Source organism: Streptomyces varsoviensis, from assembly GCF_000718635.1.
Taxonomy (GTDB): Bacteria; Actinomycetota; Actinomycetes; order Streptomycetales; family Streptomycetaceae; genus Streptomyces; species Streptomyces varsoviensis.
The window spans coordinates 49,244-75,384 of record NZ_JOBF01000030.1 but is presented as its reverse complement, the minus strand read 5'-3'; the positions used below and the strand labels follow the sequence as shown (position 1 = coordinate 75,384).

The 26,141-nt window shown below is 73.2% G+C and carries 19 protein-coding genes; 16 read left to right on the top strand and 3 right to left on the bottom strand.

What is annotated here, in order from left to right:
• Positions 1–2: 2 nt before the first annotated feature.
• Positions 3–737, bottom strand: coding sequence for a MerR family transcriptional regulator (locus tag IF55_RS31550; RefSeq protein ID WP_030888549.1), 735 nt, complete (start codon positions 735–737; stop codon positions 3–5).
• A 373-nt stretch (positions 738–1,110) separates the two neighbouring features.
• Between IF55_RS31550 and IF55_RS31545 the strand changes: the two genes are divergently transcribed.
• The 3 genes from IF55_RS31545 to IF55_RS31535 all read left to right on the top strand — a co-directional run bounded on the left by IF55_RS31545 (position 1,111) and on the right by IF55_RS31535 (position 4,630).
• On the top strand, positions 1,111–2,712 hold the full coding sequence (locus IF55_RS31545) for a flavin-containing monooxygenase (RefSeq protein WP_078645582.1): 1,602 nt from the start codon (positions 1,111–1,113) through the stop codon (positions 2,710–2,712).
• A 71-nt stretch (positions 2,713–2,783) separates the two neighbouring features.
• Positions 2,784–3,743: an alpha/beta fold hydrolase gene (locus IF55_RS31540; RefSeq protein WP_030888544.1), complete on the top strand. Its 960-nt coding sequence runs from the start codon at positions 2,784–2,786 to the stop codon at positions 3,741–3,743.
• 5 nt (positions 3,744–3,748) lie between these two features.
• Positions 3,749–4,630 (top strand): SDR family oxidoreductase, encoded by an 882-nt coding sequence (locus IF55_RS31535; RefSeq protein ID WP_030888542.1) that lies wholly within the window; start codon positions 3,749–3,751, stop codon positions 4,628–4,630.
• 85 nt (positions 4,631–4,715) lie between these two features.
• On the opposite strand, the gene IF55_RS31530 is transcribed toward IF55_RS31535, so the two are convergent.
• The gene (locus IF55_RS31530; RefSeq protein WP_245661549.1) at positions 4,716–8,015 is read right to left on the bottom strand and encodes a S41 family peptidase; all 3,300 of its coding nucleotides are present in this window, start codon (positions 8,013–8,015) and stop codon (positions 4,716–4,718) included.
• A gap of 287 nt (positions 8,016–8,302) precedes the next feature.
• Between IF55_RS31530 and IF55_RS31525 the strand changes: the two genes are divergently transcribed.
• The 3 genes from IF55_RS31525 to IF55_RS31515 all read left to right on the top strand — a co-directional run bounded on the left by IF55_RS31525 (position 8,303) and on the right by IF55_RS31515 (position 12,765).
• On the top strand, positions 8,303–8,875 hold the full coding sequence (locus tag IF55_RS31525) for a TetR/AcrR family transcriptional regulator (protein ID WP_030888539.1): 573 nt from the start codon (positions 8,303–8,305) through the stop codon (positions 8,873–8,875).
• A gap of 123 nt (positions 8,876–8,998) precedes the next feature.
• The gene (locus IF55_RS31520; protein ID WP_030888538.1) at positions 8,999–11,236 is read left to right on the top strand and encodes an MMPL family transporter; all 2,238 of its coding nucleotides are present in this window, start codon (positions 8,999–9,001) and stop codon (positions 11,234–11,236) included.
• A gap of 332 nt (positions 11,237–11,568) precedes the next feature.
• The gene (locus IF55_RS31515; RefSeq protein WP_030888536.1) at positions 11,569–12,765 is read left to right on the top strand and encodes a MarP family serine protease; all 1,197 of its coding nucleotides are present in this window, start codon (positions 11,569–11,571) and stop codon (positions 12,763–12,765) included.
• Between the two features lie 198 nt (positions 12,766–12,963).
• Here IF55_RS31515 and IF55_RS31510 read toward each other — a convergent pair whose 3' ends face one another.
• A complete protein-coding gene (locus IF55_RS31510) occupies positions 12,964–14,994 on the bottom strand; it encodes an MDR family MFS transporter (protein ID WP_030888534.1) in 2,031 nt (676 codons plus the stop codon).
• A gap of 273 nt (positions 14,995–15,267) precedes the next feature.
• Here IF55_RS31510 and IF55_RS37825 point away from each other — a divergent pair, with 273 nt between their 5' ends.
• From IF55_RS37825 to IF55_RS31460, 10 genes are all read left to right on the top strand, one after another.
• Positions 15,268–16,692 carry an energy-coupling factor ABC transporter permease gene (locus IF55_RS37825; protein ID WP_030888533.1) on the top strand — a complete coding sequence of 475 codons (1,425 nt, stop codon included), beginning with the start codon at positions 15,268–15,270 and terminating at the stop codon, positions 16,690–16,692.
• Between the two features lies 1 nt (position 16,693).
• On the top strand, positions 16,694–17,470 hold the full coding sequence (gene cbiQ / locus IF55_RS31500; protein ID WP_030888530.1) for a cobalt ECF transporter T component CbiQ: 777 nt from the start codon (positions 16,694–16,696) through the stop codon (positions 17,468–17,470).
• The gene (locus tag IF55_RS31495; RefSeq protein WP_398245126.1) at positions 17,467–18,243 is read left to right on the top strand and encodes an energy-coupling factor ABC transporter ATP-binding protein; all 777 of its coding nucleotides are present in this window, start codon (positions 17,467–17,469) and stop codon (positions 18,241–18,243) included. Before cbiQ ends, IF55_RS31495 begins: the two co-directional genes overlap by 4 nt.
• A gap of 146 nt (positions 18,244–18,389) precedes the next feature.
• Positions 18,390–19,580 carry a serine hydrolase domain-containing protein gene (locus IF55_RS31490; RefSeq protein ID WP_030888525.1) on the top strand — a complete coding sequence of 397 codons (1,191 nt, stop codon included), beginning with the start codon at positions 18,390–18,392 and terminating at the stop codon, positions 19,578–19,580.
• 73 nt (positions 19,581–19,653) lie between these two features.
• Positions 19,654–20,436 carry an SDR family NAD(P)-dependent oxidoreductase gene (locus IF55_RS31485; protein ID WP_030888522.1) on the top strand — a complete coding sequence of 261 codons (783 nt, stop codon included), beginning with the start codon at positions 19,654–19,656 and terminating at the stop codon, positions 20,434–20,436.
• Positions 20,437–20,631: 195 nt separating this feature from the next.
• Positions 20,632–21,111, top strand: a complete 480-nt coding sequence (locus IF55_RS31480) for a cobalamin B12-binding domain-containing protein (RefSeq protein ID WP_048832870.1) — start codon at positions 20,632–20,634, stop codon at positions 21,109–21,111.
• Positions 21,108–22,448, top strand: a complete 1,341-nt coding sequence (locus IF55_RS31475; protein WP_078645579.1) for a methylaspartate mutase — start codon at positions 21,108–21,110, stop codon at positions 22,446–22,448. The genes IF55_RS31480 and IF55_RS31475 overlap by 4 nt, the downstream gene beginning before the upstream one ends.
• Before the next feature lie 5 nt (positions 22,449–22,453).
• Complete coding sequence (locus IF55_RS31470; RefSeq protein ID WP_245661551.1) at positions 22,454–23,539, top strand: transporter substrate-binding domain-containing protein; 1,086 nt, start codon at positions 22,454–22,456, stop codon at positions 23,537–23,539.
• Positions 23,540–23,858: 319 nt separating this feature from the next.
• On the top strand, positions 23,859–24,779 hold the full coding sequence (locus IF55_RS31465; RefSeq protein ID WP_030888508.1) for a DMT family transporter: 921 nt from the start codon (positions 23,859–23,861) through the stop codon (positions 24,777–24,779).
• A 280-nt stretch (positions 24,780–25,059) separates the two neighbouring features.
• On the top strand, positions 25,060–26,103 hold the full coding sequence (locus tag IF55_RS31460; RefSeq protein ID WP_030888504.1) for an aspartate-semialdehyde dehydrogenase: 1,044 nt from the start codon (positions 25,060–25,062) through the stop codon (positions 26,101–26,103).
• Positions 26,104–26,141: the final 38 nt, after the last annotated feature.

Sequence of the window (26,141 nt, the reverse complement as noted above, 5' to 3'; positions counted from 1 at the left end):
CCCTACTCCGGCGGCGCGTCGTCCGCCGGCAGCCAGGCCTTCAGTTCGGCGCTCAGGCGGCGGTCCATGGCGAGGGAGAGTTCGGCGTCGATGACGTCCTTCGCGATCGGGCGGAGCGCGGCGAGGGTCTGGGTGACGCGGGTGATCTCGTCGGGCGGCAGCGGTTCGCCGCCGGCCGCGCGGTCCGGCAGGCCGTTCAGGACGTGTTCGCGGATCAGGGCGGTGAAGGTCTCGGCGAGGGCTTCGGCGTGGGCGCGGACGTCGCGGCCGGCGGCCAGTACGGCGGCCAGCGGGATGCCCTTGGCGACCAGGGCGCTGGAGGCGTTGAGGAGGCGGCGGCTGACGTGCACGATCTCGTCGCCGTCGACCGCCAGGTAGCCGATGTCCAGGGCGCCCGCGAGGTTCTCGGGGGTGACCTCGCCGGCGAAGTGGTCGGCGAGGTTCTCGGGGCTCAGCCGGACCGGTGTCTCCTCGGCCCAGGGCGTGGCGATGGCGCCGGGCATGCCGAGGAGTTCGCCGACACCCCTGCCGTGCTCGAAGGCGGTGAGCAGTTCGGCGATGCCGCCGAGGGTGTGGCCGCGTTCCAGCAGGGCCGCGATCGTACGGAGCCGGGCGAGGTGGTGCTCGTCGTACCAGGCGATGCGGCCCTCGCGGCGGGGCGGCGGGATCAGCTTGCGTTCGCGGTAGAAGCGCAGCGTGCGGACGGTGATCCCGGCCGCCTCGGCCAGCTCCGCCATTCGGTACTCGCGCACCGTCGCGTCGTTCTCGGTCCCGGTCTCCGGCTCCTTCTCGGCCCTGGGTCCGGCCTCGTTCCCGGCCTCGTTCCCGGCCTCGGGCACGTCCTCGACCCGGTGCTCGCGCCCCGCCGATCCGTTGTCAGCCACGTTCTCCACCACGTCAGCAGCCTATGTTGCCGCTCGACGCCCCCCGACAGGTGCAACCGCCGGTAACTTCCTTGGCTCCGCCCCCTACCGCTCGGTAGCGAGCTGTCTTACTCTCCAACTGTGCCAGTGATTGCTGGCGCGATTACGTACGCGGTGACGTACGACGAGACAGCGAGCCGAACCACATACGACACACACGGGACGGGCGACCTCTGGAGGCGTCGGCATGGCCGAGCGCGAGCGTGAGCGGGAACGTCAGCACGAGCACGACGTACGGGACGTACGACACACACGGCACGTACGAGTAGCGGTGATCGGATCGGGGTTCGGCGGCCTGGGCGCGGCCGTCCGGCTGCGCCGCGAGGGGATCACCGACTTCGTCGTCCTGGAGCGGGCCGGCTCCGTCGGCGGCACCTGGCGGGACAACAGCTACCCCGGCTGCGCCTGCGACGTCCCCTCGCACCTGTACTCCTTCTCCTTCGCCCCCAACCCCGAGTGGCCCCGCACCTTCTCCGGCCAGCGGCACATCCGCGCGTACCTGGAGCGCGTCGCCGACACCTTCGGGCTGCGGCCGCACATCAGGCTCGACCACGAGGTGCTGTCCATGCGGTGGAACGCCGACGCGCTGCACTGGGAGATCAGCACCGCGCGCGGCGGCCTCACCGCCGACGTCGTCGTCTCCGCCACCGGCCCGCTCTCCGACCCGAAGATCCCCGACATCCCGGGGCTCGCGGGCTTCCCCGGCAAGGTCTTCCACTCGGCCCGCTGGGACCACGGCTACGACCTCCGCGGCAAGCGCGTCGCCGTGATAGGGACCGGCGCCTCCGCCATCCAGATCGTGCCGTCCATCCAGCCCGAGGCCGGCGCGCTCACCCTCTTCCAGCGGACCCCGCCCTGGGTCCTGCCGCGCGCCGACCGGGCCATCACGCGCGCCGAACGCTGGCTGCACAGCACCTTCCCCGCGACCGGCACCATGCGCCGCGGACTCCTGTGGGGCATACGGGAGTTGCAGGTCAGCGCCTTCGTCAAACGGCCCAACGAACTCGGCCTGGTCGAGACCCTCGCCAAGCGCAACATGGCCCGTTCCATCAAGGACCCGGCCACCCGCGCCAAGCTCACCCCCGACTACCGCATCGGCTGCAAGCGGATACTGCTCTCCAGCGACTACTATCCGGCGCTCGCCGCGCCCAACGTCGACGTCGTCGCCTCCGGGCTCAAGGAGGTGCGCGGCGCCACGCTCGTCGCCGCCGACGGCACCGAGACCGAGGCCGACGCGGTCATCTTCGGCACCGGCTTCCACGTCACCGACATGCCGATAGCCGAGCGCGTCACGGGCGCCGACGGCACGACGCTCGCGGAGGAGTGGAAGGACGGGATGGCGGCGCTGCGCGGCGCCAGCGCGGCCGGGTTCCCCAACTTCATGACGATCATCGGGCCCAACACCGGGCTCGGCAACAGCTCGATGATCCTGATGATCGAGTCCCAGCTGAACTACCTGGCCGACTTCATGCGCCAGCTCACCACCCTCGGCGGAAGGGCCGCCCTCGACGCCCGGCCCCGGGCCGTCGCCGCCTGGAACCACAAGGTGCAGTCGCGCATGGAGCGCACGGTCTGGAACAGCGGCGGCTGCGACAGTTGGTACCTCGACGCCAACGGGCGCAACACCACGGTATGGCCCGGCACGACCTCCGAGTTCCGCAGGGCCACGCGCCACGTCGACCTCGCCGAGTACGAGGTGCTGCGCGCCCCGGCCCGTACGGCGGAGGGGCCCGGCGTACGCGCAGGGGGCATGGACGCCGGGGTCGCGGACGCCGGGGCGCGCTCGTGAGCCCCGCGCGCCCGCCCGTACGGGACCCGCGCGTACGGGCCCCGCGCCCGACCCGCCCCCAGGGCCCGTACGTGCCGCCGGCCCAGAGCCCGTACGCGCCGCCCGCCCCGCGCCGCACGCTGACCGCCGTCTCCGCCGACGGCACCCCCCTGCACGTCGAGACGCACGGCCCCGACGACGCGCCCGCCGTCGTCCTCGTGCACGGCTGGACCTGCTCGACCGCCTTCTGGGCCCCGGTCGTACGGGCGCTCGCCGACGGTCCCGGCGGTGGCCACCGGGTGATCGCGTACGACCTGCGCGGACACGGCCGCAGCCCGGCGCCCGGGCCCGGCGGCTACAGCACCCGCGCCCTCGCCGACGACCTCGCGGCGGTACTGGGCGCGACGCTGGCCGAGGGCGAACGGGCCGTGCTGGCCGGGCACTCCATGGGCGGCATGACCGTGGTGGCCGCCGCCGACCGCCCCTTCGTACGGGAGCGCACCGCCGCCGCGCTGCTGTGCAGCACCGGCGTCTCGCGGCTGCCCGCGGAGGCGCTGGTGCTGCCGCTGGCCGCCGGCCGGGTCCGCAGCCGGCTGACGCGCTCCGTGCTCGGATCGAGGGCGCCGCTCGGGCCCGTCACCCCGCTCGGCAAGCGCGTGCTCAAGTACGCGACGCTGGGCCCGTACGCGCCGCCCGCGGCCGTCGCGGCGTGCGCCCGGATCGTGCACGCCTGCGACCGTGGCGTCCGGGCCGCGTGGGGCGGAGTGCTCGCGGAGCTCGATCTCGACGCGAACATACGGGAGTTGAGCACCCCCACCGCCATCGTCGTCGGCACCGCCGATCGGCTGACCCCGGCCGTGCACGCCCGCCGGCTGGCGGCCCGGCTGCCGGACTGCGCCGGCCTGACCGAACTGCCCGGCCTCGGCCACATGACCCCCGTCGAGGACCCGGCGGCGGTCGCCGGCGCCGTACGGGAACTGGTCGCCGCTCATCTCCTAGCACCGCAGGCCACCCAGGAGTCCCACACCACATCCGAGGAGCGGACCGCATGAGTCAGATGGGCCGGAGCAGCAGCCTGGAGGGGCAGGTCGCGGTGGTCACGGGCGCGGCCCGCGGAGTCGGCGAACTCCTCGCCCGCAAACTGTCGGCGCGCGGCGCGAAGGTGGCGCTCGTCGGGCTGGAGCCGGAGGAGCTGCGGCGGGTCGCCGAGTCGCTGCACGGGGAGGCCGCGCACTGGTACGCGGACGTCACCGACCACGAGGCGATGGGGCAGGTCGCGCGGGAGGTGAAGGCGCGGTTCGGCAAGGTCGACGTGGTCGTGGCCAACGCGGGCGTGGCGACGGGCGGCCCGTTCGTCGAATCCGACCCCGTCGCGTGGCGGCGGGTCATCGAGGTCAACCTCGTCGGCGGCGCCGTCACCGGCCGCGCCTTCCTGCCCGTACTGCTGGAGAGCCGCGGCTACCTCCTCCAGATCGCCTCGCTCGCCGCCGTCACCCCGGCGCCGATGATGACGGCCTACTGCGCGTCCAAGGCGGGCGTCGAGGCGTACGCGCACAGCCTCCGCGCCGAGGTCGGGTACCGGGGCGTACGGGTCGGGGTCGGCTATCTGAGCTGGACCGACACGGACATGGTGCGCGGCGCGGACCAGGACGACCTCATGCGCGAACTCCGCAGCCGCGCCCCTTGGCCCACCAACCGCACCTACCCCCTCGGCCCCGCCGTCGACCGCCTCGTCGCCGGCATCGAACGCCGCTCCTCGCACGTCTACGCCCAGTGGTGGCTGCGCGGCATGCAGTCCGTGCGCGGCTACCTCCCCACCCTCATCGGCCTCGCCGGCCAACGCGAAATGCGCCGCTTCGGCCCGCGCCTGGAGGGCTTCCGCGCCGGCCTCCTGGGCGCAGGCGGCGAAGCCGACGAAAAGGCCCGCGCCGATCGGTGACGCGCCGATCGGTGAAGGGCAGCCGCGCCCAGCGGCGCCGGGCGCGGGGAAGCCCCCGCACGTCTCCGCTCAGCTCCGGCGTCGCTCAGCCCTGGCGCGGCGGCAGCTTCGGCCGTCGCAGGTCCGGGACGTCCGAGTAGTCGGGCGGGGTGGCGGCGCCGTGCCGGTCGAGGAGGTCGAGGGCGAGGCGGACGGCGTCGTCGAGCTGCTTGTGGCGGCCCTCGGCCCAGTCGAGGGGGGTGCGGTCCACCTCGATGTCGGGGTCGACGCCGTGGTTCTCGACGCCCCAGCCGTACGCGTCGAACCAGGCCGCGTTCATCGGCACCGTGATGGCGGTGCCGTCCCCGAGGCGGTGGCGGCCGGTCATGCCGACGACGCCGCCCCAGGTGCGCAGGCCGACGACGGGGCCGATGCCCTGGAGCTTGAAGGCGGCGGTGATCATGTCGCCGTCGGAGGAGGTCATCTCGTCGGCGACGGCGACGACCGGGCCGCGCGGGGCGTTGCTGGCGTACGAGACGGGCTGCGCGCCGCGGGTGAGGTCCCAGCCGACGATGGTGCGGGTGAGCTTTTCGACGACCAGTTCGCTGATGTTGCCGCCGGCGTTGCCGCGTACGTCCACGATCAGCGCGGAGCGGGACATCTCCATCCGCAGGTCGCGGTTGAACTGGGCCCAGCCGGAGCCGCCCATGTCGGGGATGTGGAGGTAGCCGCACTTGCCGCCGCTCAGCTCCCGTACGACCGCGCGGCGTTTGGCGACCCAGTCCTGGTAGCGCAGCGGGCGTTCGTCGACGAGGGGGACGATGGCGACGCGGCGGCTGGGGCCCTCGCCGTCGGGGGAGCGGAAGGTCAGTTCGACGGTGGTGCCGCCCGCCGCCGACAGCAGCGGGTACGGGCCGGCCACCGGGTCCACCGGGCGGCCGTCGACATGGGTGAGGGCGGCGCCCTCGCGGATGCCCGAACCGGCCAGCGGGGAGCGGGCCTTGGAGTCGGAGGAGTCGCCCGGCAGGATGCGCTGCACGGTCCACACGCCGTCCTTCGTGCGGGCCAGGTTGGCGCCGAGCAGGCCGATGGCGCGCTGATAGTGGGGCGGGCCCTCGTTGCGGCGGGCCCCGGAGACGTACGCGTGGGAGGTGCCCAGTTCGCCCAGGACCTCGCGGAGCAGGTCGGCGAAGTCGTCGGGGGAGGCGATCCGTTCGACGAGCGGGCGGTACTCGGCGAGCACTCCGTCCCAGTCGACGGAGCACATGCCCGGCTCCCAGAAGTACGCGCGGATGATGCGGCCCGCCTCGTCGTACGCCTGCCGCCACTCGGCCGCCGGGTCCACGTCGTGCAGGATGCGGCGCATGTCGATGTAGACCGTCGAGTCGTTGTCGGCGATCTCGTTGGCGGGGACGGCCCGCAGTTCGCCCTCGTCGTGGATGACCATGCGGGTGCCGTCGCCGCTGAGCGCGAACCAGTCGAGGCCGCTGGTGAGTTCGGTGCGCTTGGCCTTGGCGAGGTCGAAGTGTTCGAGGGTGGGGCGGCCGGAGGTGTCGGCCGGGTTGGCGAACGTCTCGCCGAGCGCGCCCGAGATCGGCCAGCGCAGCCACACCAGGCCGCCGCCGCTGACGGGGCACAGCTCGGAGTACTTGGACGCGGACACCGGGAACGGCGTCACCCGGCTCGCCAGCCCCTCCGCCTCCACCAGCACCGCGCCGTCGGCCAGCGGCCCGTCCTCGCCCGCGTCGAGGCCGCCCGCCGCCGGCCGGCCCTCGGCCGACAGCGCGAAGGGCGAGGGCGTCGCCGAGGACAGCGGCACCAGGTACGGGCGGCAGCCGAGCGGGAAGGACAGGTCGCCGGTGTGCACGTCGTAGACGGGGTCGAAGCCGCGCCAGGACAGGAACGCGAGGTAGCGGCCGTCGCGGGTGAAGACCGGCTGCTCGTCCTCGAACCGGCCGTTGGTGACGTCCACGATCATCCGGTCCGCGAGCTTGGCGATCTTGATCTGCCGCAGCGAACGGCCGATGCCGGGGTGCGACCAGGTCAGCCAGGCCGAGTCGGGGGAGAACGCCAGATCGCGCACCGGGCCGTTGGCCGACGCGATCAGCTCGCTCACCTCGCCGTCCCCCTCGGCGGAGGCGTCCACCAGCAGCAGCCGCCCGTCGTGCGAGGCGACGGCCAGGCGCTCCCCGTCCGGCGCGGCGACCAGCTCGTGCACCCGCCCGAGCCGGCCCGCGGCCAGCCGGCGCGGCTCGCCCGCCCCGCTCGCCCGCGGCAGGTGCGCGATCTCGATGGCGTCCTCGCCCTCGGCGTCGGTGACGTAGGCGACCTGGCCCCGCGACCCGAGGATCTCGGGGAGCCGGACCCGTACGCCCGGCGTGTCGGCGATGGTGCGGGCCGGGCCGTCGCGGTGGGTGAGCCAGTACAGGCTGCCGCGCACGCATACCGCGCTGGCCCGGCCTGTGGTGTCCACGGAGACCGAGTTGACGTGCGAGGCGGCCGGGATCTGGTACGAGCGGCGGCCGGCCCGCGGTCCGCCGAGCCGCACGTCGAGCCGGCGCGGTGCGCCGGCCGGGGAGAAGTCGTCGACCAGCCACAGCTCGCCCGCGCACTGGTAGACGACGCGGGAGCCGTCCGTGGCCGCGTGCCGGGCGTAGAAGTCGGCGTGGTCGGTGTGGCGGCGCAGGTCGGAGCTGTCGGGCAGGCAGGAGTAGAGGTTGCCGACGCCCTCGTGGTCGGAGAGGAACGCGATCCGGCCGTCCACGAACATCACCGAGTCCAGATGCCCGTACACCTCCGGGACCAGCCGCGTGCCGTGCAGCCACATCCGGCCCATCGCGCCGCCGCGGTAGCGCTTCCAGGCGGCGGGCTCGTGCGGGGGCTTCCCGGCGAGGAGCAGCGTCCGCCGCTCGCCGTCGATGTCGGCGACGGCGATGTCGGCGACCGGGCCCCACGGCAGCCGGCCGCCGGGGCTGCCGTCCGTGGGCACGCTGTAGGCCCAGGAGAAGTACGAGAACGGCTGCCCGTGCGAGGAGACGGCCAGCACGTGGCCGTCCGGCGACCAGCCACAGACGCGGGTGTCGGTGGAGCCCCAGTAGGTCAGCCTGCGGGCGGGGCCGCCGGCGACGGGGGCGAGCATGATCTCCGGGTCGAGGCTGCGCCACGTGGTGTAGGCGATCTGCCGTCCGTCGGGGGAGAAGCGGGGGTGGCCGACGCGGGTGCGGTCGACGGTCAGCCGCCAGGCCCGCTCGGCGCGCCCGCCCGCCGCGACCAGCGGCGCCACCCACAGATCGTCCTCGGCGACGAAACAGATGTGGTCGCCGCTGAGGTGCGGATAGCGCAGATAGCCGCCGCCTGCCTCGGGGATGGGTGTGGTCTGCCGGTCCGGCTCGCGTCCGTCGCTCACCCCTTCATGCTTTCCGCGCGTACCGCCCCCGGCAACTTGAATGGCGGGACTTTCTCGCGTTTCTCGCGCCTATGCGTCCGGGGTATGCGCACCCGGCGTCCGGGGGGTGCGCACGCGCGCCGCCCCTGGGACGCGGTGCGGCGTCGCGCCCTGCGGTACATCTGTGACGGACGGTGCTGCCGTGACGCAGAACACCCCCGAAACGGGACAGTTTCGATCAACAGCCGTCTAGTCTGAAGCTGTACGAAACCGTTTCGTTCAGTTGTCGATGGATGGCGAGGTGTTCCGTGGGGCGCAGCAGGATGACCCCCGAACGGGAGAGCGAGCTGTACCACGCCGTGCTCGACCTGCTCGGCGAGGTCGGCTACGACGCCCTGACGATGGACGCCGTCGCCGCCCGCACCCGCTCCAGCAAGGCCACCCTCTACCGCCAGTGGAAGGGCAAGCCGGAGCTGGTCGTCCGGGCGCTCCGCCATGTGAAGCCGCACGCCGCGACATGGGTCGACACCGGCTCGCTCCGCGGCGACCTGCACGCCATCGCGGCCAGCACCGACGACTGCGAGAAGGAGAAGAGCGCCGACCTCATCGGCGGGCTCATCCACGCGGTCCGTGACGACCCCGACCTGTACGAGGCGCTGCGCGAGCTGATGATCGAGCCGGGCATCGAGGAGCTCAACGCCGTGCTCCGGCGCGCCGTGGAGCGGGGGGAAGTCGCCGCGGACTCACCCGCCCTGGAGTTCCTGCCGCACATGCTCGTCGGCGGGTACGTCACCCGCCCGCTCGTCGAGGCGGAATGCGTGACCACCGCCTACCTCAGACGCTATCTCGACGCCGTGGTCCTCCCCGCCCTCGGCGTGTAACCCCTTCTCCGCGACCTCTCTCGTACGCCCCCCCCACAGACCCCACCTGGCGCGCCGCTCTCGTCGTCGGGCTGGCTCCCCACGCCCTGTTTCGCTCATCCACCGACGGGAGCACACCTCCTCGTGGCCACCTTCCTCTACAGACTGGGACGCACCGCCTTCCGGCGGCGCAAACTCGTCGCCCTGATATGGGTGGCGCTGCTCGCGGTCGTCGGCATCGGCGCGGCGACCGCGCCCGCCGCCTCCAACGACAACTTCTCCATACCGGGCACCGAGGCGCAGCGCGCCTTCGACCTGCTGGAGCAGCGCTACCCGGGCGCGAGCGCCGACGGCGCCACCGCGCGCCTCGTCTTCAAGGCGCCGGACGGCCAGAAGATCACCGACCCCGCCAACCGGGACGCCGTCCACAAGGTCCTCGGCCAACTGAGCGGGCCGCAGCTCGCCTCGGCCGCCGACCCGTTCCCCGCGAAGACCGTGAGCGCGTCCGGTACGACCGCGTACACGCAGGTCACGTACAAGGTGAAGGCCACCGAGCTGACGGACGCCACGCGCGAGACCCTCAAGGACGCGGCCAAGGCCGGGCGCGCCGCGGGGCTGGCCGTGGAGACCGGCGGCGACGCCCTCCAGCCCCAGGTGGAGACCGGGTCCACGGAGATCGTCGGCATCGCCATCTCCGCCGTCGTGCTGGTCATCACCTTCGGGTCGCTGATCGCCGCCGGGCTGCCGCTGCTGACCGCGCTCGTCGGCGTCGGCATCGGCGTCTCCGCCATCGCCGCGCTCGCCTCCGTCCTCGACCTGTCGAGCACCACGTCCATCCTCGCGATGATGATCGGCCTCGCCGTCGGCATCGACTACGCGCTGTTCATCGTCTCCCGCTACCGCGCCGAACTGGCCGAGGGCCGCGAACGCGAGGAGGCCGCCGGCCGCGCCGCCGGCACCGCGGGCTCCGCCGTCGTCTTCGCCGGCCTCACCGTCGTGATCGCCCTCGTCGGCCTCGCCGTCGTCAACATCCCCGTCCTCACCAAGATGGGGCTCGCCGCCGCCGGCACGGTCGTCGTGGCCGTGCTCGTCGCCCTCACGCTCGTACCGGCGCTGCTCGGCTTCGCGGGCCGCCGCATCCAGTCCCGCCGCCAGCGCGAGGCGCGCCCGAGCGCCGCGGACCGGCCCAACGGCGGCACCCGCTGGGCGCGGTTCGTGCTGCGCCGGCCGGTCGCCGTGCTGCTCGCGGGCGTCGTCGGGCTCGGCCTGGTCGCGCTGCCCGCCTCCTCGCTGGAGCTGGGGCTGCCCGACGACGGCTCGCAGCCGACGAGCACCACCCAGCGCAAGGCGTACGACCTGCTCTCCGAGGGCTTCGGGCCCGGCTTCAACGGGCCGCTGATGGTCGTCGTCGACGGCGCGAAGTCCGCCGACCCGAAGACCGCCGCACAGCGCGTCGAGGAACGCGTCAAGGGCCTCGGCAACGTCGCCGCCGTCACCCCCGCCGCCTTCAACAAGCAGGGCGACACCGCGCGGCTCACCGTCGTGCCCAAGTCCAAGCCGAGCAGCACCGAGACCGAGGACCTGGTGCACGCCATCCGCGGCGAGTCGGCGGACCTGAAGTCCGGCACCGGCGCGACGGTCCTGGTCACCGGCGCCACCGCGATGAACATCGACGTGTCGCAGAAGCTGAACGACGCGCTGCTGCCCTACCTCGCGCTCGTCGTCGGCCTGGCCTTCCTGCTGCTGATGGTCGTCTTCCGGTCGATCCTCGTGCCGCTCAAGGCGGCCCTCGGCTTCCTGCTGTCCGTCGTCGCCGCCCTCGGCGCGGTCGTCGCGATCTTCCAGTGGGGCTGGCTGTCCGGGCTCTTCGGCGTCGAGGAGACCGGCCCGGTCATGAGCATGATGCCGATCTTCATGGTGGGCGTCGTCTTCGGCCTCGCCATGGACTATGAGGTCTTCCTCGTCACCCGGATGCGCGAGGCGTATGTGCACGGGGAGCGGCCCGCCGACGCGGTGGTGACCGGCTTCCGGCACGGGGCGCGGGTCGTCACGGCCGCCGCCGTCATCATGATCAGCGTCTTCGCGGGCTTCATCAGCGCCTCCGAATCCATGATCAAGATGATCGGCTTCGGACTGGCCGTCGCCGTCTTCTTCGACGCCTTCGTGGTGCGCATGGCCATCGTCCCGGCCGTCCTCGCGCTGCTCGGCAAGGCCGCCTGGTGGCTGCCCGGCTGGCTCCAGCGGGCGCTGCCCAACGTCGACGTCGAGGGCGAACGGCTCCAGCAGGAACTGGCGGCCGCTGACCGTACGGGCACGGGCTCCGGCCTCGGCCCGGACGCCGACCCCGACGCCGACCCGCGGCGGCAGCCCAGCCGCGTATAAGACGTCCGGGGCCGCCGCTTGAGCGGAGAGGCGGCCCCGGACCCGCGGCCCACCCGTGGGGACGGGGCGGGCGCGGACAGCGAGCCCGGCGGCAGGCCCTCGGCGGAGGGCCGGCCGCCGGGCTCCGCTCTGCTTTGGCCTTCTCCGCTTTTCTTCGGTCTTCTCCGCTTTTCTTCGGTCTTCTTCGGCCTTCCTTTTTCCGGCGGGGTTCCAACGGGCGGCGAACTGTGTCGAATGCCATGCCAGGGAACCAGCCGTCGCGCTCAGCGCGTTTTCCTTAGTCCACACACCAGTGGGCGCGTCGGGGGGCGTACGACGGAAAGGGCTCCTGCGTGAACCTGCTCGATTGGCTGCTGATCCTCGTCGTCCTCGGCTACGCCGTCTCCGGCTACCGGCGCGGCCTGGTCGCGAGCGTCGTGCTGCTCGCCGGCTTCCTCGGCGGCGCCGTCCTCGGCGTATGGGCCCTGCCGTACGCGCTGCGCCCCTTCGAGGCCGGCACCACCACCGCCGCCATCGCGGCCATCGTCGTCGTCATCCTCCCGGCCGCCGCCGGCCACGCCCTCGCCGGCCGGCTGGCCTGGAAGCTGCGGCAGCACCTGACCTGGGCGCCCGTGCGCGGCGTCGACGGCGTCGGCGGCGCCGCCATTAACACGCTCGCCGTGCTGCTCGTCGCCTGGGTCGCCGCCAGCGTCCTCGCCTCCGCCAACTCCTCCGTCCTCTCCTCGCAGATCCGCGACTCACGGCTGCTCGGCTCGGTGCAGAAGGCGATGCCGCAGCAGGCGCCGACCTGGTTCAGCCGGACCACCGACGCCCTGTCCGGGGCCGGGTTCCCGCAGGTCTTCAACCCCTTCGAGAACGAGCCCGCCACCACCGTCCCCAAGCCGTCGGGCGACGCCGTCACCCCCGCCGCCACCAACGCCGCCCGGAACAGCGTCGTCAAGATCGAGGGCGTCGCCGACGTCGACGGCGGACAGCGCGGCCAGGAAGGCAGCGGCTTCGTCTACGCCGAGGGCCACGTCATGACCAACGCGCACGTCGTGGCCGGGGTCAGCGACCCGACCGTACGGATCGGCGGCGTCGGCCGTACGTACCACGCCAAGGTGGTGGCCTTCGACCCGAGGACGGACGTCGCCGTCCTGGACGTACCGGGCATGGACGCCCCCGCCCTGCGCTTCGACGACAGCGCCACCCGCGGCAAGCCCGCCGTCGTCGCGGGCTTCCCCGAGAACGGCGGCCTCGACCTGCGCGCCGCCACCGTCGCCGGGCAGGTGCGCGCCACCGGCCAGGACATCTACGGCGACGGCGTCACCACGCGCGAGGTCTACCCCGTGCGCTCCACGGTCCGCCCCGGCAACTCCGGCGGCCCGCTGCTCACCACGGACGGGAAGGTGTACGGGGTGGTGTTCGCCCGCTCCACCGCCGACGCGGAGACGGGGTACGTGCTGACGGCGCGGCAGGTGGCGACCGTGGCCAATGCCGCTGCGCGGGCTTCGGAGGCGGTGGACACCGGGAGCCGTGCGGCTCGCTGACGGGTTGAGGGCTTTGCCCTCAATCTCCCCCGGCTACCGCCGGGAGGTGCCCCCTGACGGGCTGAATTCGTGTCCTCAAACGCCGGACGGGCTGAAATCGTGTCCTCAATCGCCGGACGGGCTTGATTTGGCTGGGCTGGGTGGTCGGGTGGCGCCGGACGGGCTTGATTTGGGTGGGCCGAGCGGGGGCTTGATCGGCTATACCGCTGTGCGTTCTCGTTCCTGGGCGGCCTCGTCGAGGAGTCTGGCGGCCATGTTGTCGAGGGCGCGGTCGAGGCGGGCGCGGTCCTCGGGGTCGGTGATGTCCCAGTCTTCGAGGTGGGCGTCGAGCCAGGAGCGCCAGGCGGCGCCCAGGCGGGCGATCTCCTCCTCGCCGGCGGCCGTCAGGGCGAGGTGGTCGCCGGACAGGCGCAGGTAGCCGCCCTGCGCCGTGCGGGCGAAGGCCGGTTCCAGGACCTCCGGCGGCATGCGGTGCGCGGTGGCGATGGCGCTGAGCGTGGCGCCGCCGCCCACCCGTTCGCGCCAGTGGACCTGGCCCAGTGCCCACGCCTCGGCGGCGGTGAGCCGGGACCCGGACTCGGTGAGGATCTGGCGGCTCACGGGGCCGCCGTGGGCCTTGCGCATCACCCCGGCCACGGCCCGTTCCAACTGCCGGTCCGCCTCGGCCGACGAGGGGGCGGCGAACCCCTCGCCCATGTCGGAGGCCCCGGCCCGCGCGCTGTCGCGCAGCGGCACCTCCTTGAGGAACCACGCGACGACGAAGCCGACGAGCGCCACCGGCACGACCCACTGGAACACGTAGTTCACGGTGTCGGCGTAGGCGTCGATGACGGGCCGGGCCTGCGCCGCCGGCAGCCGCGCGACCCCTTGGGGGCTCTGCGCGGCGGAGGCGGGCGTGCCGGGCGCCTTGGCCAGGGCGGATTCGAGGTTGGGGCCCAGCCGGTTGCTGTAGAGGGTGCCGAAGATGGCGGTGCCGAAGGAGCTGCCGAGCGTGCGGAAGAACGTGACGCCGGAGGTCGCGGAGCCCAGCTCGTGGTACGCGACCGTGTTCTGCACCGCGATCGTCAGGACCTGCATGGCCAGGCCGATGCCGAGGCCCAGCACGAACATGTAGAGCGACTCCAGCCACGGTCCGGTGGTCCGCCCCATCGTGGACATCAGGTACAGGCCGAGCGCCATCACGGCGGTGCCGATGATCGGGAAGATCCGGTACCTGCCCGTACGGCTGACGACGAGCCCGGAGAGCATGGACGTGCCGAGCAGCCCGACGACCATCGGCAGCGTCCGCACGCCCGACATGGTGGCCGACACCCCGTCCACGTACTGGAGGTACGTCGGCAGATACGTCATCGCGCCGAGCATCGCGAAGCCCACGATGAAGCTGAGCACGGAGCAGACGGTGAAGACGGGGTTGCGGAAGAGGTGCATGGGCAGCATCGGCTCCGCCGCCCGCAGCTCCACCAGGACGAACGCGGTGAGCAGCACCACCGAGCCGGCGAACAGGCCGATGATGACGCCCGAGCCCCACGGGTACTCGTTGCCGCCCCACTCCAGCCCCAGGACCAGCCCCGACGCGCCGAGCGCGACCAGGACGATGCCCAGGTAGTCGATAAGGGGGCGGACGGCGGAGCGTACGGCGGGGATCGTACGGGCCGCCATCGCGACCATGACGATGGCCACCGGGATGTTGACGTAGAAACACCAGCGCCAGGTCGCGTGGTCGGTGAAGAGCCCGCCCAGCGTCGGCCCGACGACCGTGGTGACGCCGAAGACCGCGCCGAGCGCGCCCTGGTACTTGCCGCGCTCGCGCAGCGGGATGACGTCCGCGATGAGCGCCATCGCGGTGACCATCAGCCCGCCGCCGCCCATGCCCTGGACCGCGCGGGCGGCCACCAGCATCAGCATGCTGTTGGCGGCGCCCGCCAGGATCGAGCCGCCGACGAAGACGACCGCGCTGAGCTGGAAGACGAGCTTCCGGCCGAACAGGTCGCCGAACTTGCCGACCAGCACCGTCGAGACGGTCTCGGCCAGCAGATACGCCGTCACCACCCAGGCCATGTGCCCGCCGCCGCCGAGATCCGCGACGATCGTCGGCAGCGCCGTCGAGACGATGGTCTGGTCGAGCGCGGCCAGCAGCATGCCGAGCACGATCGTCACGAACACGAGATTCGTCCGGCGCCTGCTCAGTTCGGGCGGGGCCGCTGGGGCCTGTGTGGTGGCCGTGGTCATGGAGACACCTCCCGGGCCCAGCATTTGGGGTACGCCCGGTGTCCGCCACCCGTGGCGGTGGGCAGAGTGAGCAAGAGGCGCGCAGCAGCGTCCCGCACGCTCTTGCGAGCGCTTCGCAGAGCGGCCCTATCATCGGGCGACCCGCCATGCGGAACGCGGCCCGTTCCGGGTGGGCGGGCCGCGGTCCGGTGCCGCACCACGGAACAGCGCACGACTGAGCAGCGATCGACTGAGCAGAGCCGGACCGCGGTCCGGCGGAAGCGGAGTCCCGCCATGCACGTGCCCGACGGATTCATCAACGCCCCAGTCTCCCTGGCCGCCGGCGCCGTCGCCGCCGCGGCCGTCGCCGTCAGCCTGCGCGGCGCGCGCCGCGAGCTCGACGAACGCACCGCGCCGCTCGCCGGGCTCGTCGCGGCCTTCGTCTTCGCCGTCCAGATGCTCAACTTCCCCGTCGCCGCCGGTACCAGCGGCCATCTGCTGGGCGGCGCGCTGGCCGCCATACTCGTCGGCCCGTACACGGGTGTGCTCTGCATATCCGTGGTCCTGCTGATGCAGGGCGTGCTCTTCGCCGACGGCGGGCTCACCGCCCTCGGCGTCAACATCACCGACATGGCGGTGGCGACGACGGCCGTCGCCTACGCCCTCTTCCGGCTGCTGCTCACCGTCCTGCCGCGGCGCCGCTCCAGCGTCACCGCCGCGTCCTTCGTCGCGGCCCTGGTCTCCGTGCCCGCCGCGGCCGTCGTCTTCACCGCGCTCTACGCCCTCGGCGGCACCACCGACATCGCCATCGGCAAGGTCTTCACGGCCATGGTCGGCGTCCACGCGCTGATCGGCATCGGCGAGGCCGCCATCACCGCCCTCACGGTCGGCGCGGTCCTCGCCGTCCGCCCCGACCTCGTCCACGGAGCCAGGGGCCTCGCGGCCCGGCTGGAGATCCGCACGGCGGGGGCCGGCGCCTCGCCGGCGGGCACGGCTTCCCCGGCCGGATCGGGCTCGGGCTCGGGCTCGTCGGCAGACACCCACGCCGGTAGGGGAGCGGTCGCCGAGTCGGACGCGGCCGCCGGTACGGACGCCAGCGCGCGTATGGGCGCGGGTACCGGTTCAGAGCCGGTCGCGGGTACGGGCGCCGCTGCTCGTACCGGCGCCGGCGCCGCCTCGCGTCCTGCCGCTGACGCTCGTACGGGCGTGGGCGCCGGCCAGCCCTCCGGCCCGGGGCCGGGGCAAACCCCCGGTGCCGGCCGGCCCCCCGCCTCGCGTCCTGCCGCCGGTCCGGCCGCTGACGCTCGTACGGGCGCGAGCGCGGGTACGGGCGCGGGCACCGGGGCGCCCCCGGCCCCCGTCGCCGACGCGGCCCCGGCCCCCGTGCGCTCCACCCGTCGCGTCAAGCTCGTCGGGCTCGTCGCGGCGCTGGCGCTCGCGGGGTTCGGGAGCTATTACGCCTCCGCCAGCCCCGACGGGCTGGAGAAGGTGGCGCATGACAAGGGCATCGACCGGAAGACCGAGGACCACGCGGCGAAGGACTCCCCGCTCGCCGACTACCAGGTCAAGGACGTCTCCAACGTCCGGCTGGCCGGGGGGCTGGCGGGGGTCATCGGGGTCGGGGCGACCCTCGTCGTCGGCACCGGGGTGGCCTGGACCGTCCACCGCCGCCGTACCCGAAGCACCGCCGCCGAGGCCCGCGAGCGAGGGGCCGCCTGACATGGGCGCGGGCCACGCGCACCGGCTCTACCGGCACGGGTCCTCGCCCGTGCATCTGCTCCCGCCGCACTGCAAGATCGCGGCCGTCTTCTGCTTCGTGCTCGTCGTCGTCTCGACGCCGCGCACCGCGCTCTGGGCGTTCGCCCTGTACGCGCTGCTGCTCGCGGTCGTCGCGGCGGCGGCCCGCGTGCCGCCCGGCTTCGTCCTCAAGCGGCTGCTGATCGAGGTGCCGTTCGTGGCGTTCGCGGTGCTGCTGCCGTTCGTGGCCGAGGGCGCGCGGACGGACGTGCTCGGGCTGTCGCTCAGCGAGTCCGGGCTGTGGGGCGCGTGGAACATCCTCGCCAAGGGGACGCTCGGCGTCGCCGCGTCCGTGCTCCTCGCCGCCACCACCGAGCTGCGCGCCCTGCTGCTGGGGCTCCAGCGGCTGCGGCTGCCGCCGCTGCTCGTACAGATCACGTCCTTCATGATCCGCTACGGCGACGTCATCACGGACGAGCTGCGCCGGATGCACGTGGCCCGCGCCTCGCGCGGCTGGACGGCGCGCGGCGTGCGCCACTGGGGGGTGCTGGGCAAGACCGCCGGGGCGCTGTTCATCCGCTCGTACGAGCGCGGCGAACGCGTCCACCTGGCCATGGTCAGCCGCGGCTACGCGGGGTCCATGCCCGTCATCGACGAGTTGGCCGCGACCCGGGCGCAATGGGCCCGCGCCGCCGTACTGCCCGCCGCCGCGCTCGTGGTCTGCCTGATCGGATGGAACACCGGATGGAACACCGCATGAACATGGCCCCTGACCTGACGGCACCGCCGTCCCTCGAAGTGTCCGGGCTGGCCTTCGCCTACCCGGACGGCCACCAGGCCCTCTTCGGCGTCGACCTGACCGTCGCCCGCGGCGAGCGGCTGGCGCTGCTCGGGCCGAACGGCGCGGGCAAGACCACCCTCGTCCTGCACCTGAACGGCATCCTCGACGCGGGCGCGGGCACCGTGCGCGTCGCCGGCCTGCCCGTGGAGAAGCGGAACCTCGCCGAGATCCGCCGCCGGGTCGGCATCGTCTTCCAGGACCCCGACGACCAGCTCTTCATGCCGACGGTCCGCGAGGACGTCGCGTTCGGCCCGGCGGCGGCCGGGCTGCGCGGCCCGGAGCTGGCGGACAGGGTCGTACGGGCGCTGGAACGCGTCGGCATGGCGGCCTACGCGGCCCGGCCGCCGCACCACCTCTCCTTCGGCCAGCGGCGGCGCGTGGCGGTCGCCACGGTGCTCGCCATGGAGCCGGAGATCCTGGTCCTGGATGAGCCCTCCTCCAACCTCGACCCCGCCTCCCGGCGTGAACTCGCCGACATCGTGCGGTCGTTGGACGTGACGGTGCTGATGGTCACGCACGATCTGCCGTACGCGCTGGAGCTGTGCCCGCGCGCCGCCGTGCTCAGCGACGGCGTCATCGCGGCCGACGGCACCACCCAGGAGCTGCTGTGCGACGACGCCCTGATGCGTGCCCACCGCTTGGAACTGCCCTTCGGATTCGACCCGCGTTCGGTTACCGTGCCGGTGCGCTGACCCCGGTCCGCGAGGAGCCGCGGGCGCGTTGCACCATGGAGGTGTAAACAAGGCAACCAGAAGCAATCGACAGTAATCGGTACACGCGGTACGCGCACGGTCGTGCGGGCTGCTACCGGCACGGGCACAAGTGGGAGCGCGGTTCAGTGGTGGACGTCCAGGGCACGGTGGCGGACGGTTTCGAACCCGTCCGGGACGCCTTCGCGGCGAACTTCGCGCGGCGCGGCGAGCGCGGGGCCGCCGTCGTCGTCTACCGGGACGGCCGCAAGGTCGTGGACCTGTGGGGCGGGGCGCGGGACGCCGACGCCGAGCGGCCCGGCGCGGCGCCCTGGGAGCGGGGCACCGCCCAGGTCGTACGGTCCGCCACCAAGGGCGTCGCCGCCGCCGCGCCGCTCCTGCTGCACCAGCGCGGCCTCGTCGACCTGGACGCCCCGGTGGGCCGGTACTGGCCCGAGTTCAAGGAGAACGGCAAGGAGCGGGTGCTCGTACGGCACCTGCTCGCGCACCGCGCCGGGCTGCCCGTCCTCGACCGCCCGCTGGCCCTCGCCGAGGCCGTCGACGGCGTCAGTGGGCCGCGCGCCGTCGCCGCCCAGGCGCCCGCCTGGGCGCCGGGCACGGCGCACGGCTACCACGCCCAGACCTATAGCTGGCTGATCGGCGAGCTGGTGCGGCGGGTGACGGGCCGGACCATCGGCGGCTGGGTGGCCGACGAGATAGCAGGGCCGCTCGGCCTCGACCTGTGGATCGGGCTGCCGGAGGCCGAGCGCGGCCGGGTCGGCCGGCTCGCCCCCGTCGAGGCCCCGGCGCCCCCGGCCTCGCAGGGGCTGCGGGTGCGCCCCAAGAAGTCGGTGACCGACGCGTACGGCGACCCGGACTCGCTCACCCGCCGGGCGTTCGGCGCCATCGACCCGCCGCCGGACGAGAACGACCCCGCCTACGCCGCCGCCGAACTGCCCGCCTCCGCGGGCGTCGCCACCGCCGAGGCCCTGGCCCGCTTCTACGCGGCGCTCATCGGCCAAGTGGACGGCCGCCCAAGGCTGTTCGCGCCCGCGACGCTCACCCTGGCCCGTACGGAGGAGTCCGCGGGCCCGGACCGCGTCCTCGTCGTGAACACTCGCTTCGGCCTCGGCCACATGCTGCACGGCCCGGCCTGCCCGCTGCTGTCCCCCGGCTCCTTCGGCCACCCCGGCCGCGGCGGCTCCCTCGCCTTCGCCGACCCGGAGTCCGCCACCGCCTTCGGCTACGTCACCAACGGCATGCAACGCAACGTCACCGCCGACCCCCGCGCCCAGGCACTGGTACGAGCCGTCGCGACATCCCTGGAGGCCCAGCCGTAAACACCCCCTCCACGGGGGACACTGAGGACACCTCACGCAACACCCAGCAGCACTCATCACAGAGGAGTCCGCGGTGCACAGGTTCGAGGGACACGCAGTCATCGTCACCGGCGCCGGCCGCGGCATCGGCGCCGCCACCGCCGGCCGGTTCGCCGCCGAGGGGGCGCGCGTGCTGCTCACCGATCTCGACGGCGAACGCGCGGCGGGCGCGGCCGCCGCGCTCCGCGCGACCGGCGCCGACGCCGAGGCCCTGGCCTGCGACGTCGGGGACCAGGCGGCCGTGGACGCGGCCGTCGCGCACGCCGTGGACCGGTTCGGCCGGCTCGACGTCCTCGTCAACAACGCCATGTCCTGCCACCCCGACGCCCCGCTCATCGAGGACGAGGACGAGGAGCACTGGCAGCGGGACCTCGACACCACTCTGACCGGCGCGTTCCGCTGCGCCCGCGCCGCGATGCCGCATCTGGCCGCCGCCGGCGGGCGCGGCGCGATCGTCAACGTGGGCTCCGTCAACGGCGAGCAGGACTTCGGCAACCACGCCTACAGCGCCGCGAAGGCGGGCCTGGCCAGCCTGACCCGTACCCTGGCGGGCCGGTCGGCGGCGCGCGGCGTCCGCGTCAACCTCGTCGCCCCGGGCACGATCCGCACCCCCAACTGGCGTGGCCGGGAAGACGTGTTGGAGCGGGCGGCGCTGCTCTACCCGCTCGGCCGGGTCGGCGAGCCGGAGGACGTGGCGGCGGCGGTGGCCTTCCTCGCCTCACGGGACGCGTCCTGGATCACCGGCATCACGCTCCCCGTGGACGGCGGCATCCTCAGCGGCAACACCTCTCTGCGCGGCGTCCTCAAGGGGGAGTGAGCGGCGCGCCCCTCGCGAGGGCCCTCGAAAACGGTCCGCGAGGGGCCCTGCGCGACCCCCTGCGCACCCCCTCTGACCTGCGGAATCGGCTGCACCGATGGGGTCATCGTTTCTGTCCCCCAAGCGAGCGTGGACCCGGGGGTGCCGCGGCCCGTAACTTCATATGCGTCGGAGTTACCGAGGCAGGGATTCAAAATGGAAACGATATCCCTGGCACGCAGCGGACGATTCGTCGTCACCAGCGTGTCATCAGATGCCCATATGTGGAACCTGGTCTTTCTCCAGCTTTTGCTGGAAGAACGAGGAGGGGAGGTGATCAATCTCGGTGCCTGCGTTCCCGACGAGGTAATCCTCGCCGAATGCCGGCTCGCCAGACCTGATGCCTTGGTGGTGAGCACCGTCAACGGCCACGGCCACCTGGACGGGCTCCGTCTTATCCGAAAGATTCGGTCCGATGCCGAACTCGCCGACCTCCGCGTCGTCATCGGCGGGAAGCTCGGCGTACGAGGAGCGGCGAACGCGCAGTTCAGCGCCGAGCTGGTGGACGCCGGCTTCGACGCGGCCTTCGAGTCCGAGGCCGGACTCGCTGAATTTGATTCTTTTCTTGGTGCCTTGCCGAACAACGACACTCACCGGCGCGAGCTGGCCGGAGCGGCGGAAGGAGGTGCGAAATGAACGGCGTCACGGCGGCGATTACCGGAGCGGAGACCGTAGGCGTAGGACGGGGCCGGCGGATACAGGGCAGCCCGCAGGGACGCTTCTCCCGATTCGTCCGGCGCAACAGCGAACAGGGCAAGCTCGTCGTGCAGCCCCGCATGGGATTCGCGGACACGGCCACGATGCGCTCGGGCCTGGAGGCGGTGAAGGCCGCCCGCGGCGCCACCATCGGCACGGTCACGGTCGACAGCTACACCCGCGTCAACGACCACGACGCGGCCCGGCGGGCGCTGCGCGACGGCGACGACCTCAACGGCTTCCCCGTCGTGGCGCACGGCCGGGACACCACGCGGGCGCTGCTGGACGGCGTGGCGGGGGAGGACTTTCCCGTGCAGTTCCGGCACGGCTCGGCGCTGCCGCAGGAGCTGTTCCGGGCGCTGGTCGAGTCCGGCGCGGACGCCACGGAGGGCGGCCCCGTCTCGTACTGCCTGCCCTACAGCCGGGTGCCGCTGCCCGAGGCGACCGCCGCGTGGGCCGAGTGCTGCCGCATCCTGGCCGACCAGCCGGAACCGGTGCACCTGGAGACCTTCGGCGGCTGCATGCTCGGCCAGCTCTGCCCGCCCAGTCTGCTGGTCGCGCTCAGCGTCCTGGAGGCGATGTTCTTCCGGCAGCACGGGGTGCGCTCCATCTCCGTCAGCTATGCCCAGCAGACCCACCCGGACCAGGACCTGGAGGCCCTCGCCGCGCTGCGCAGGCTCGCCGGGGAGTGGCTGGGGCCCGTCGACTGGCACGTGGTCCTCTACACGTACATGGGCGTCTTCCCGCGCACCGTGATCGGCGCGTTCCGGATGCTGGAGGACAGCGCGCGGCTCGCCGTGAGCAGCGGCACCGAGCGGCTGATCGTGAAGACGGCGGTGGAGGCGCACCGCATACCGACGATCGCGGAGAACGTGGACGCGCTGGAGTTCGCGGCGGCGGTCGCCGAGGACGAGGCGCGCAACCCCCGGCCCGTCGCCGCGGTGGCCCGGACCGGCGTCTACGAGGAGGCGCGGATGCTCATCGCCTCGACGCTCCAGTTCGGCGACGACGTCGGCGCGGCCCTGGTGAACGCCTTCGCCCGCGGCCACCTCGATGTGCCGTACTGCCTGCACCGCGACAACGCCAACCGCTCGCGGGCCGGCATCGAGCCCGGCGGCGACCTGAGGTGGTCCAACCCCGGCTCGATGCCGGTCGCGGACACCGGCGGCGACCGGCGGCCGGTCAGCGCGCGCGGTCTGATCGACATGCTCGGCTACAACGAACGCCGTTTCGACCGGGAGCAGTTGGTCGGACCCACCGTGAGGAGCCTGCTGTGAACGCGATGTCCACGATGAATACGACGCACGCGATGCACACGACGGTGACCGACCCGATGACGACCGACCCGATGACACCGATGGCAACGGATGCGACGGCGACAGGCGCGGCGAACACGGCGGCGGTGCGGGAGCGGTCGAGGGCGCCCGGCCCCGATACGGCCGAGCGCGTCCGCCGCGAGGGGCGGCTGCGGGCCGTCGTCAGCCGGGGCATCCGCGGCCTGTCGGCGCTTGAGGCCGACGGCCGGTGGCGCGGCCTGGACGTGGACGTCAGCCGGGCGGTGGCCGCCGCGGTGCTGGGCGACGCCGACGCCGTGGACTGGCTGCCGACCGATCCGGCCGACCGGCTGGAGCGGCTGGCGGCGGGCGACGCGGACCTGGTGGCCTGCAACCTGTCCTGGACGCTCGGCCGGGAGACCGGCGGCCCGGTGCTGTTCGCCGGGGTCACCTGCTACGACGGCGAGGGCTTCCTGGTCCGTACGGCCGCCGGGTTCACGGACCCGGCCGAGCTGGCCGGCCGGCGGCTCGCGGTGCAGGCCGGCACGACCAGCGCGGCCAACCTGGCCGCCTGGTACGGGGCGCGGGGCCTGGCCGTCGAGCCCGTGGCCTACCCGACGCCGGGGGAGGCGCTGGCCGCCTACGCGGCGGGCGACTGCGCGGCCTACGTGCTCGACCGCATCGCCCTGGCCGGGGCCCGCGCCGAACTGGCCGACCCCTCGGCGCACTCGCTGCTGGAGACGACGATCTCGCGGGAGCCGATGGCGCTGGCCGTGCGGGACGACGACGCGGGGTGGTTCCGGATCTGCCGCTGGGTGTTCCAGTTCCTCCTCACGGCCGAACACGCGGCGCACGGCGCGGAGAACGCGGAGGCCGCGGCGGGCGCGAGCGCGGAGGCCGCCCGTACGGCGGACGCGCTGGGCCCCGCGCTCGGCCTCGACGACGGCTGGGCCACCCGCATCCTGCGGTCCGTGGGGACGTACGGCGACATCTACGAACGCAACCTCGGGCCGGCCTCCGGCCTGGCCGTGCCGCGCGGACTGAACGCGCTGTGGCTCGACGGCGGCCTGCACTACGCCATCCCCGCGTACTGACCGCGCGGACCCCAAATGTGACGCCCCGTCAGGCGAGGCACGTGACGCCCGCCGGGCCAGGGCCGCACCACCCGCACCACCACCCCTGAAACCCGCTGTTCCCCGACCCGTATCACCCCCAGAGAAGGAGTATGGCATGAGCACGTCAACCACGCCCTCCCCGGCGTCGACGGCGACACCGTCGGCACCGGCGGCGCCCGCACCAGCGTCCGCACCGGCCGCGTCCGCACCGGCCGCACCAGCATCGGCGTCGGCGCCCGCGCCCGCCGCCGCCCCGGCGCACAAGGAGTCGCGCGGAGCCATCGAGCTCACCGCCGCGATGCTCCTGTCCGGCACCCTCGGCGTCTTCGTCGTGCAGTCCGGCGCCTCACCGTTCAACGTGGTCTTCTTCCGCTGCGTCTTCGGCGCCGTCTTCCTCGGCCTCTACTGCCTGATCCGCGGCCTCTTCAAGAACCACGGCTTCACCCCCAAGAAGCTCGGACTCGCCGCGCTCGGCGGTGTGTTCATCGTCTTCAACTGGGCGTTCCTGTTCGAGTCCTACCAGGCCACCTCGATCTCGGTGGCGACCGTCGTCTACCACACACAGCCGTTCTTCGTGGTGCTCCTGGGCGCCATCCTCTTCCGCGACAAGATCACCGCGCACAAGGCCGGCTGGCTGGCCGTCGCGTTCATCGGACTCATCCTGGTCGCCGGCGTCTCCTCGTCCGACCTCCGCGGCGGCAGCACGTACATGATCGGCCTCGGCTACGCGCTCCTGGCGGCCCTCTTCTACGGCCTGTCCACCGTCATCACCAAGCGCGTCACCGGCGTCAAGCCGCACCTGATCGCCCTCGTCCAGGTCGTCCTCGGCATCCCGCTGCTGCTCCCCTTCGCCACCCTGAGCGAGAGCGCGCACTTCGGCAGCGGCTGGGCCTGGCTGGTCGGCCTCGGCCTCATCCACACCGGCGTCATGTACGTCCTGATGTACTCCGCCTACCAGAAGCTGCCCACCTCGAAGATCGCCGTCCTGGCCTTCATCTACCCGGCCGCCGCCATGGTCGCCGACTGGGCCGTCTACGGACACCACATCAGTTGGATCCAGGCCCTGGGCATCCCGCTCATCGTCGGCGCCTCGCTCGGCATCAACCTCGGCTGGCACCCCCGGCTGCGCCGCACCCCGGCCGGCTACGAGCCCGCCGCCGCCAAGGCCCTCCGGGCCGAGGCCCCCAGCACCCCCGCCGCCAGGCGCACCAACGGCTGAACGGGGCCCGCGGGCCCGGAGAAGGACCCGCAGGCGCCGCCCGCACCACCTGGCTCAGCAAACGCATCACCGCCCAAGAAACCCGCACTGCCCACCGATATCGCGCACCGCAGGCTGAGAGCCCGCACCCCCAGCCGAAAGCCCCGCACCCTCACCCGAAAGCCCCGCACCACCACCCGAAAGCCCCGCACCACCACCCGAAGACCCCCGCACCACCGTCTGAGAAGGACCCGCACAGAGCCCCACGCACCTCAGAGCCCCGACGTCCGAGGAGGACACCATGCCGCTCGTCAACGACACCACAGCCCCCCGCATCGCACTCGTCGGCGCCACCGGCGTCGTCGGCACCACCCTCATCCAGCTCATCGAGGAGCGCGGCTTCCGCTACCGCGCCATCGACCTCGTCGCCTCCGCCCGCTCCGCCGGCCGCGAGGTGAGCGTGGAGGGCCGCGACCACCGGGTGCACGACCTCGACGGCTTCGACTTCTCCCGCACCGACGTCGCCTTCTTCTCGGCCGGCGGCTCCGTCTCCACCACCTGGGTGCCCAAGGCGGTCGCCCAGGGGGCGCTGGTCATCGACAACACCAGCGCCTTCCGGATGGACCCGGCCACGCCCCTGGTCGTCCCCCAGGTCAACGCCCACGAGCTCGAACAGCGCCCGGCCAGCGGCATCATCGCCAACCCCAACTGCTCCACCATCCCCCTGGTCCGCCTGTTGCGGGCGGTGGAGGACCGCTGGGGCATCCGGCAGGCCGTCGTCAGCACGTACCAAGCGGCCTCCGGCGCGGGCTACTCGGGCATCGACGAGCTGCGCGAGGGCGTCCGGACCGTCCTGGAGGACCCCGACAGCCCAGGCGTCTCGAAGACCTTCAGCCCCTCGCTGGCCTTCGACGTCATCCCCAGCATCGACCGGAGACTCGACGACGGATTCACCTTCGAGGAACAGAAGATGCTCCAGGAGTCCCGGAAGATTCTGGGCCTGCCCCATCTGGACATCACCGCCACCTGCGTCCGCGTGCCCGTCGTCAACAGCCACTCGGAGGCCGCCTGGATCGAGTGCGACGCCCCCGTCGACCGCGACGAGCTGGTACGGGCCCTGGCCGCGCTCGACGAGGTCACCGTCCACGACCGGGAGGAGTTGGGCGCCTTCCCCACCCCGCGCACCGCGGGCGACCCCAACCGCGTCCACGTCGGACGAATCCGCGTGACCCGCACCAACCCGCGCGCCTTCTGGCTCTGGGCCGTGGCCGACAACGTGCGCATCGGGGCGGCGCTCAACGCCCTGCAGATCGCCGAGGCTCTCGTCGAGCGAGGTGTGCTGTGACCGCAGAGACGACCGACACCGCCGTGACCGTGAACGCT

Bases quoted from the DNA above. Each gene is read 5' to 3' on its own strand.
- IF55_RS31465 (WP_030888508.1), top strand. From the start codon at position 23,859: ATGCTCCTGTCCGGCACCCTCGGCGTCTTCGTCGTGCAGTCCGGCGCC.
- IF55_RS31545 (WP_078645582.1), top strand. From the start codon at position 1,111: ATGGCCGAGCGCGAGCGTGAGCGGGAACGTCAGCACGAGCACGACGTA.
- IF55_RS37825 (WP_030888533.1), top strand. From the start codon at position 15,268: ATGCACGTGCCCGACGGATTCATCAACGCCCCAGTCTCCCTGGCCGCC.
- IF55_RS31470 (WP_245661551.1), top strand. From the start codon at position 22,454: ATGTCCACGATGAATACGACGCACGCGATGCACACGACGGTGACCGAC.
- IF55_RS31535 (WP_030888542.1), top strand. From the start codon at position 3,749: ATGGGCCGGAGCAGCAGCCTGGAGGGGCAGGTCGCGGTGGTCACGGGC.
- IF55_RS31480 (WP_048832870.1), top strand. From the start codon at position 20,632: ATGGAAACGATATCCCTGGCACGCAGCGGACGATTCGTCGTCACCAGC.
- IF55_RS31510 (WP_030888534.1), bottom strand. From the start codon at position 14,994: ATGACCACGGCCACCACACAGGCCCCAGCGGCCCCGCCCGAACTGAGC.
- IF55_RS31495 (WP_398245126.1), top strand. From the start codon at position 17,467: ATGAACATGGCCCCTGACCTGACGGCACCGCCGTCCCTCGAAGTGTCC.
- cbiQ (WP_030888530.1), top strand. From the start codon at position 16,694: ATGGGCGCGGGCCACGCGCACCGGCTCTACCGGCACGGGTCCTCGCCC.
- IF55_RS31460 (WP_030888504.1), top strand. From the start codon at position 25,060: ATGCCGCTCGTCAACGACACCACAGCCCCCCGCATCGCACTCGTCGGC.
- IF55_RS31475 (WP_078645579.1), top strand. From the start codon at position 21,108: ATGAACGGCGTCACGGCGGCGATTACCGGAGCGGAGACCGTAGGCGTA.
- IF55_RS31550 (WP_030888549.1), bottom strand. From the start codon at position 737: ATGGCGGAGCTGGCCGAGGCGGCCGGGATCACCGTCCGCACGCTGCGC.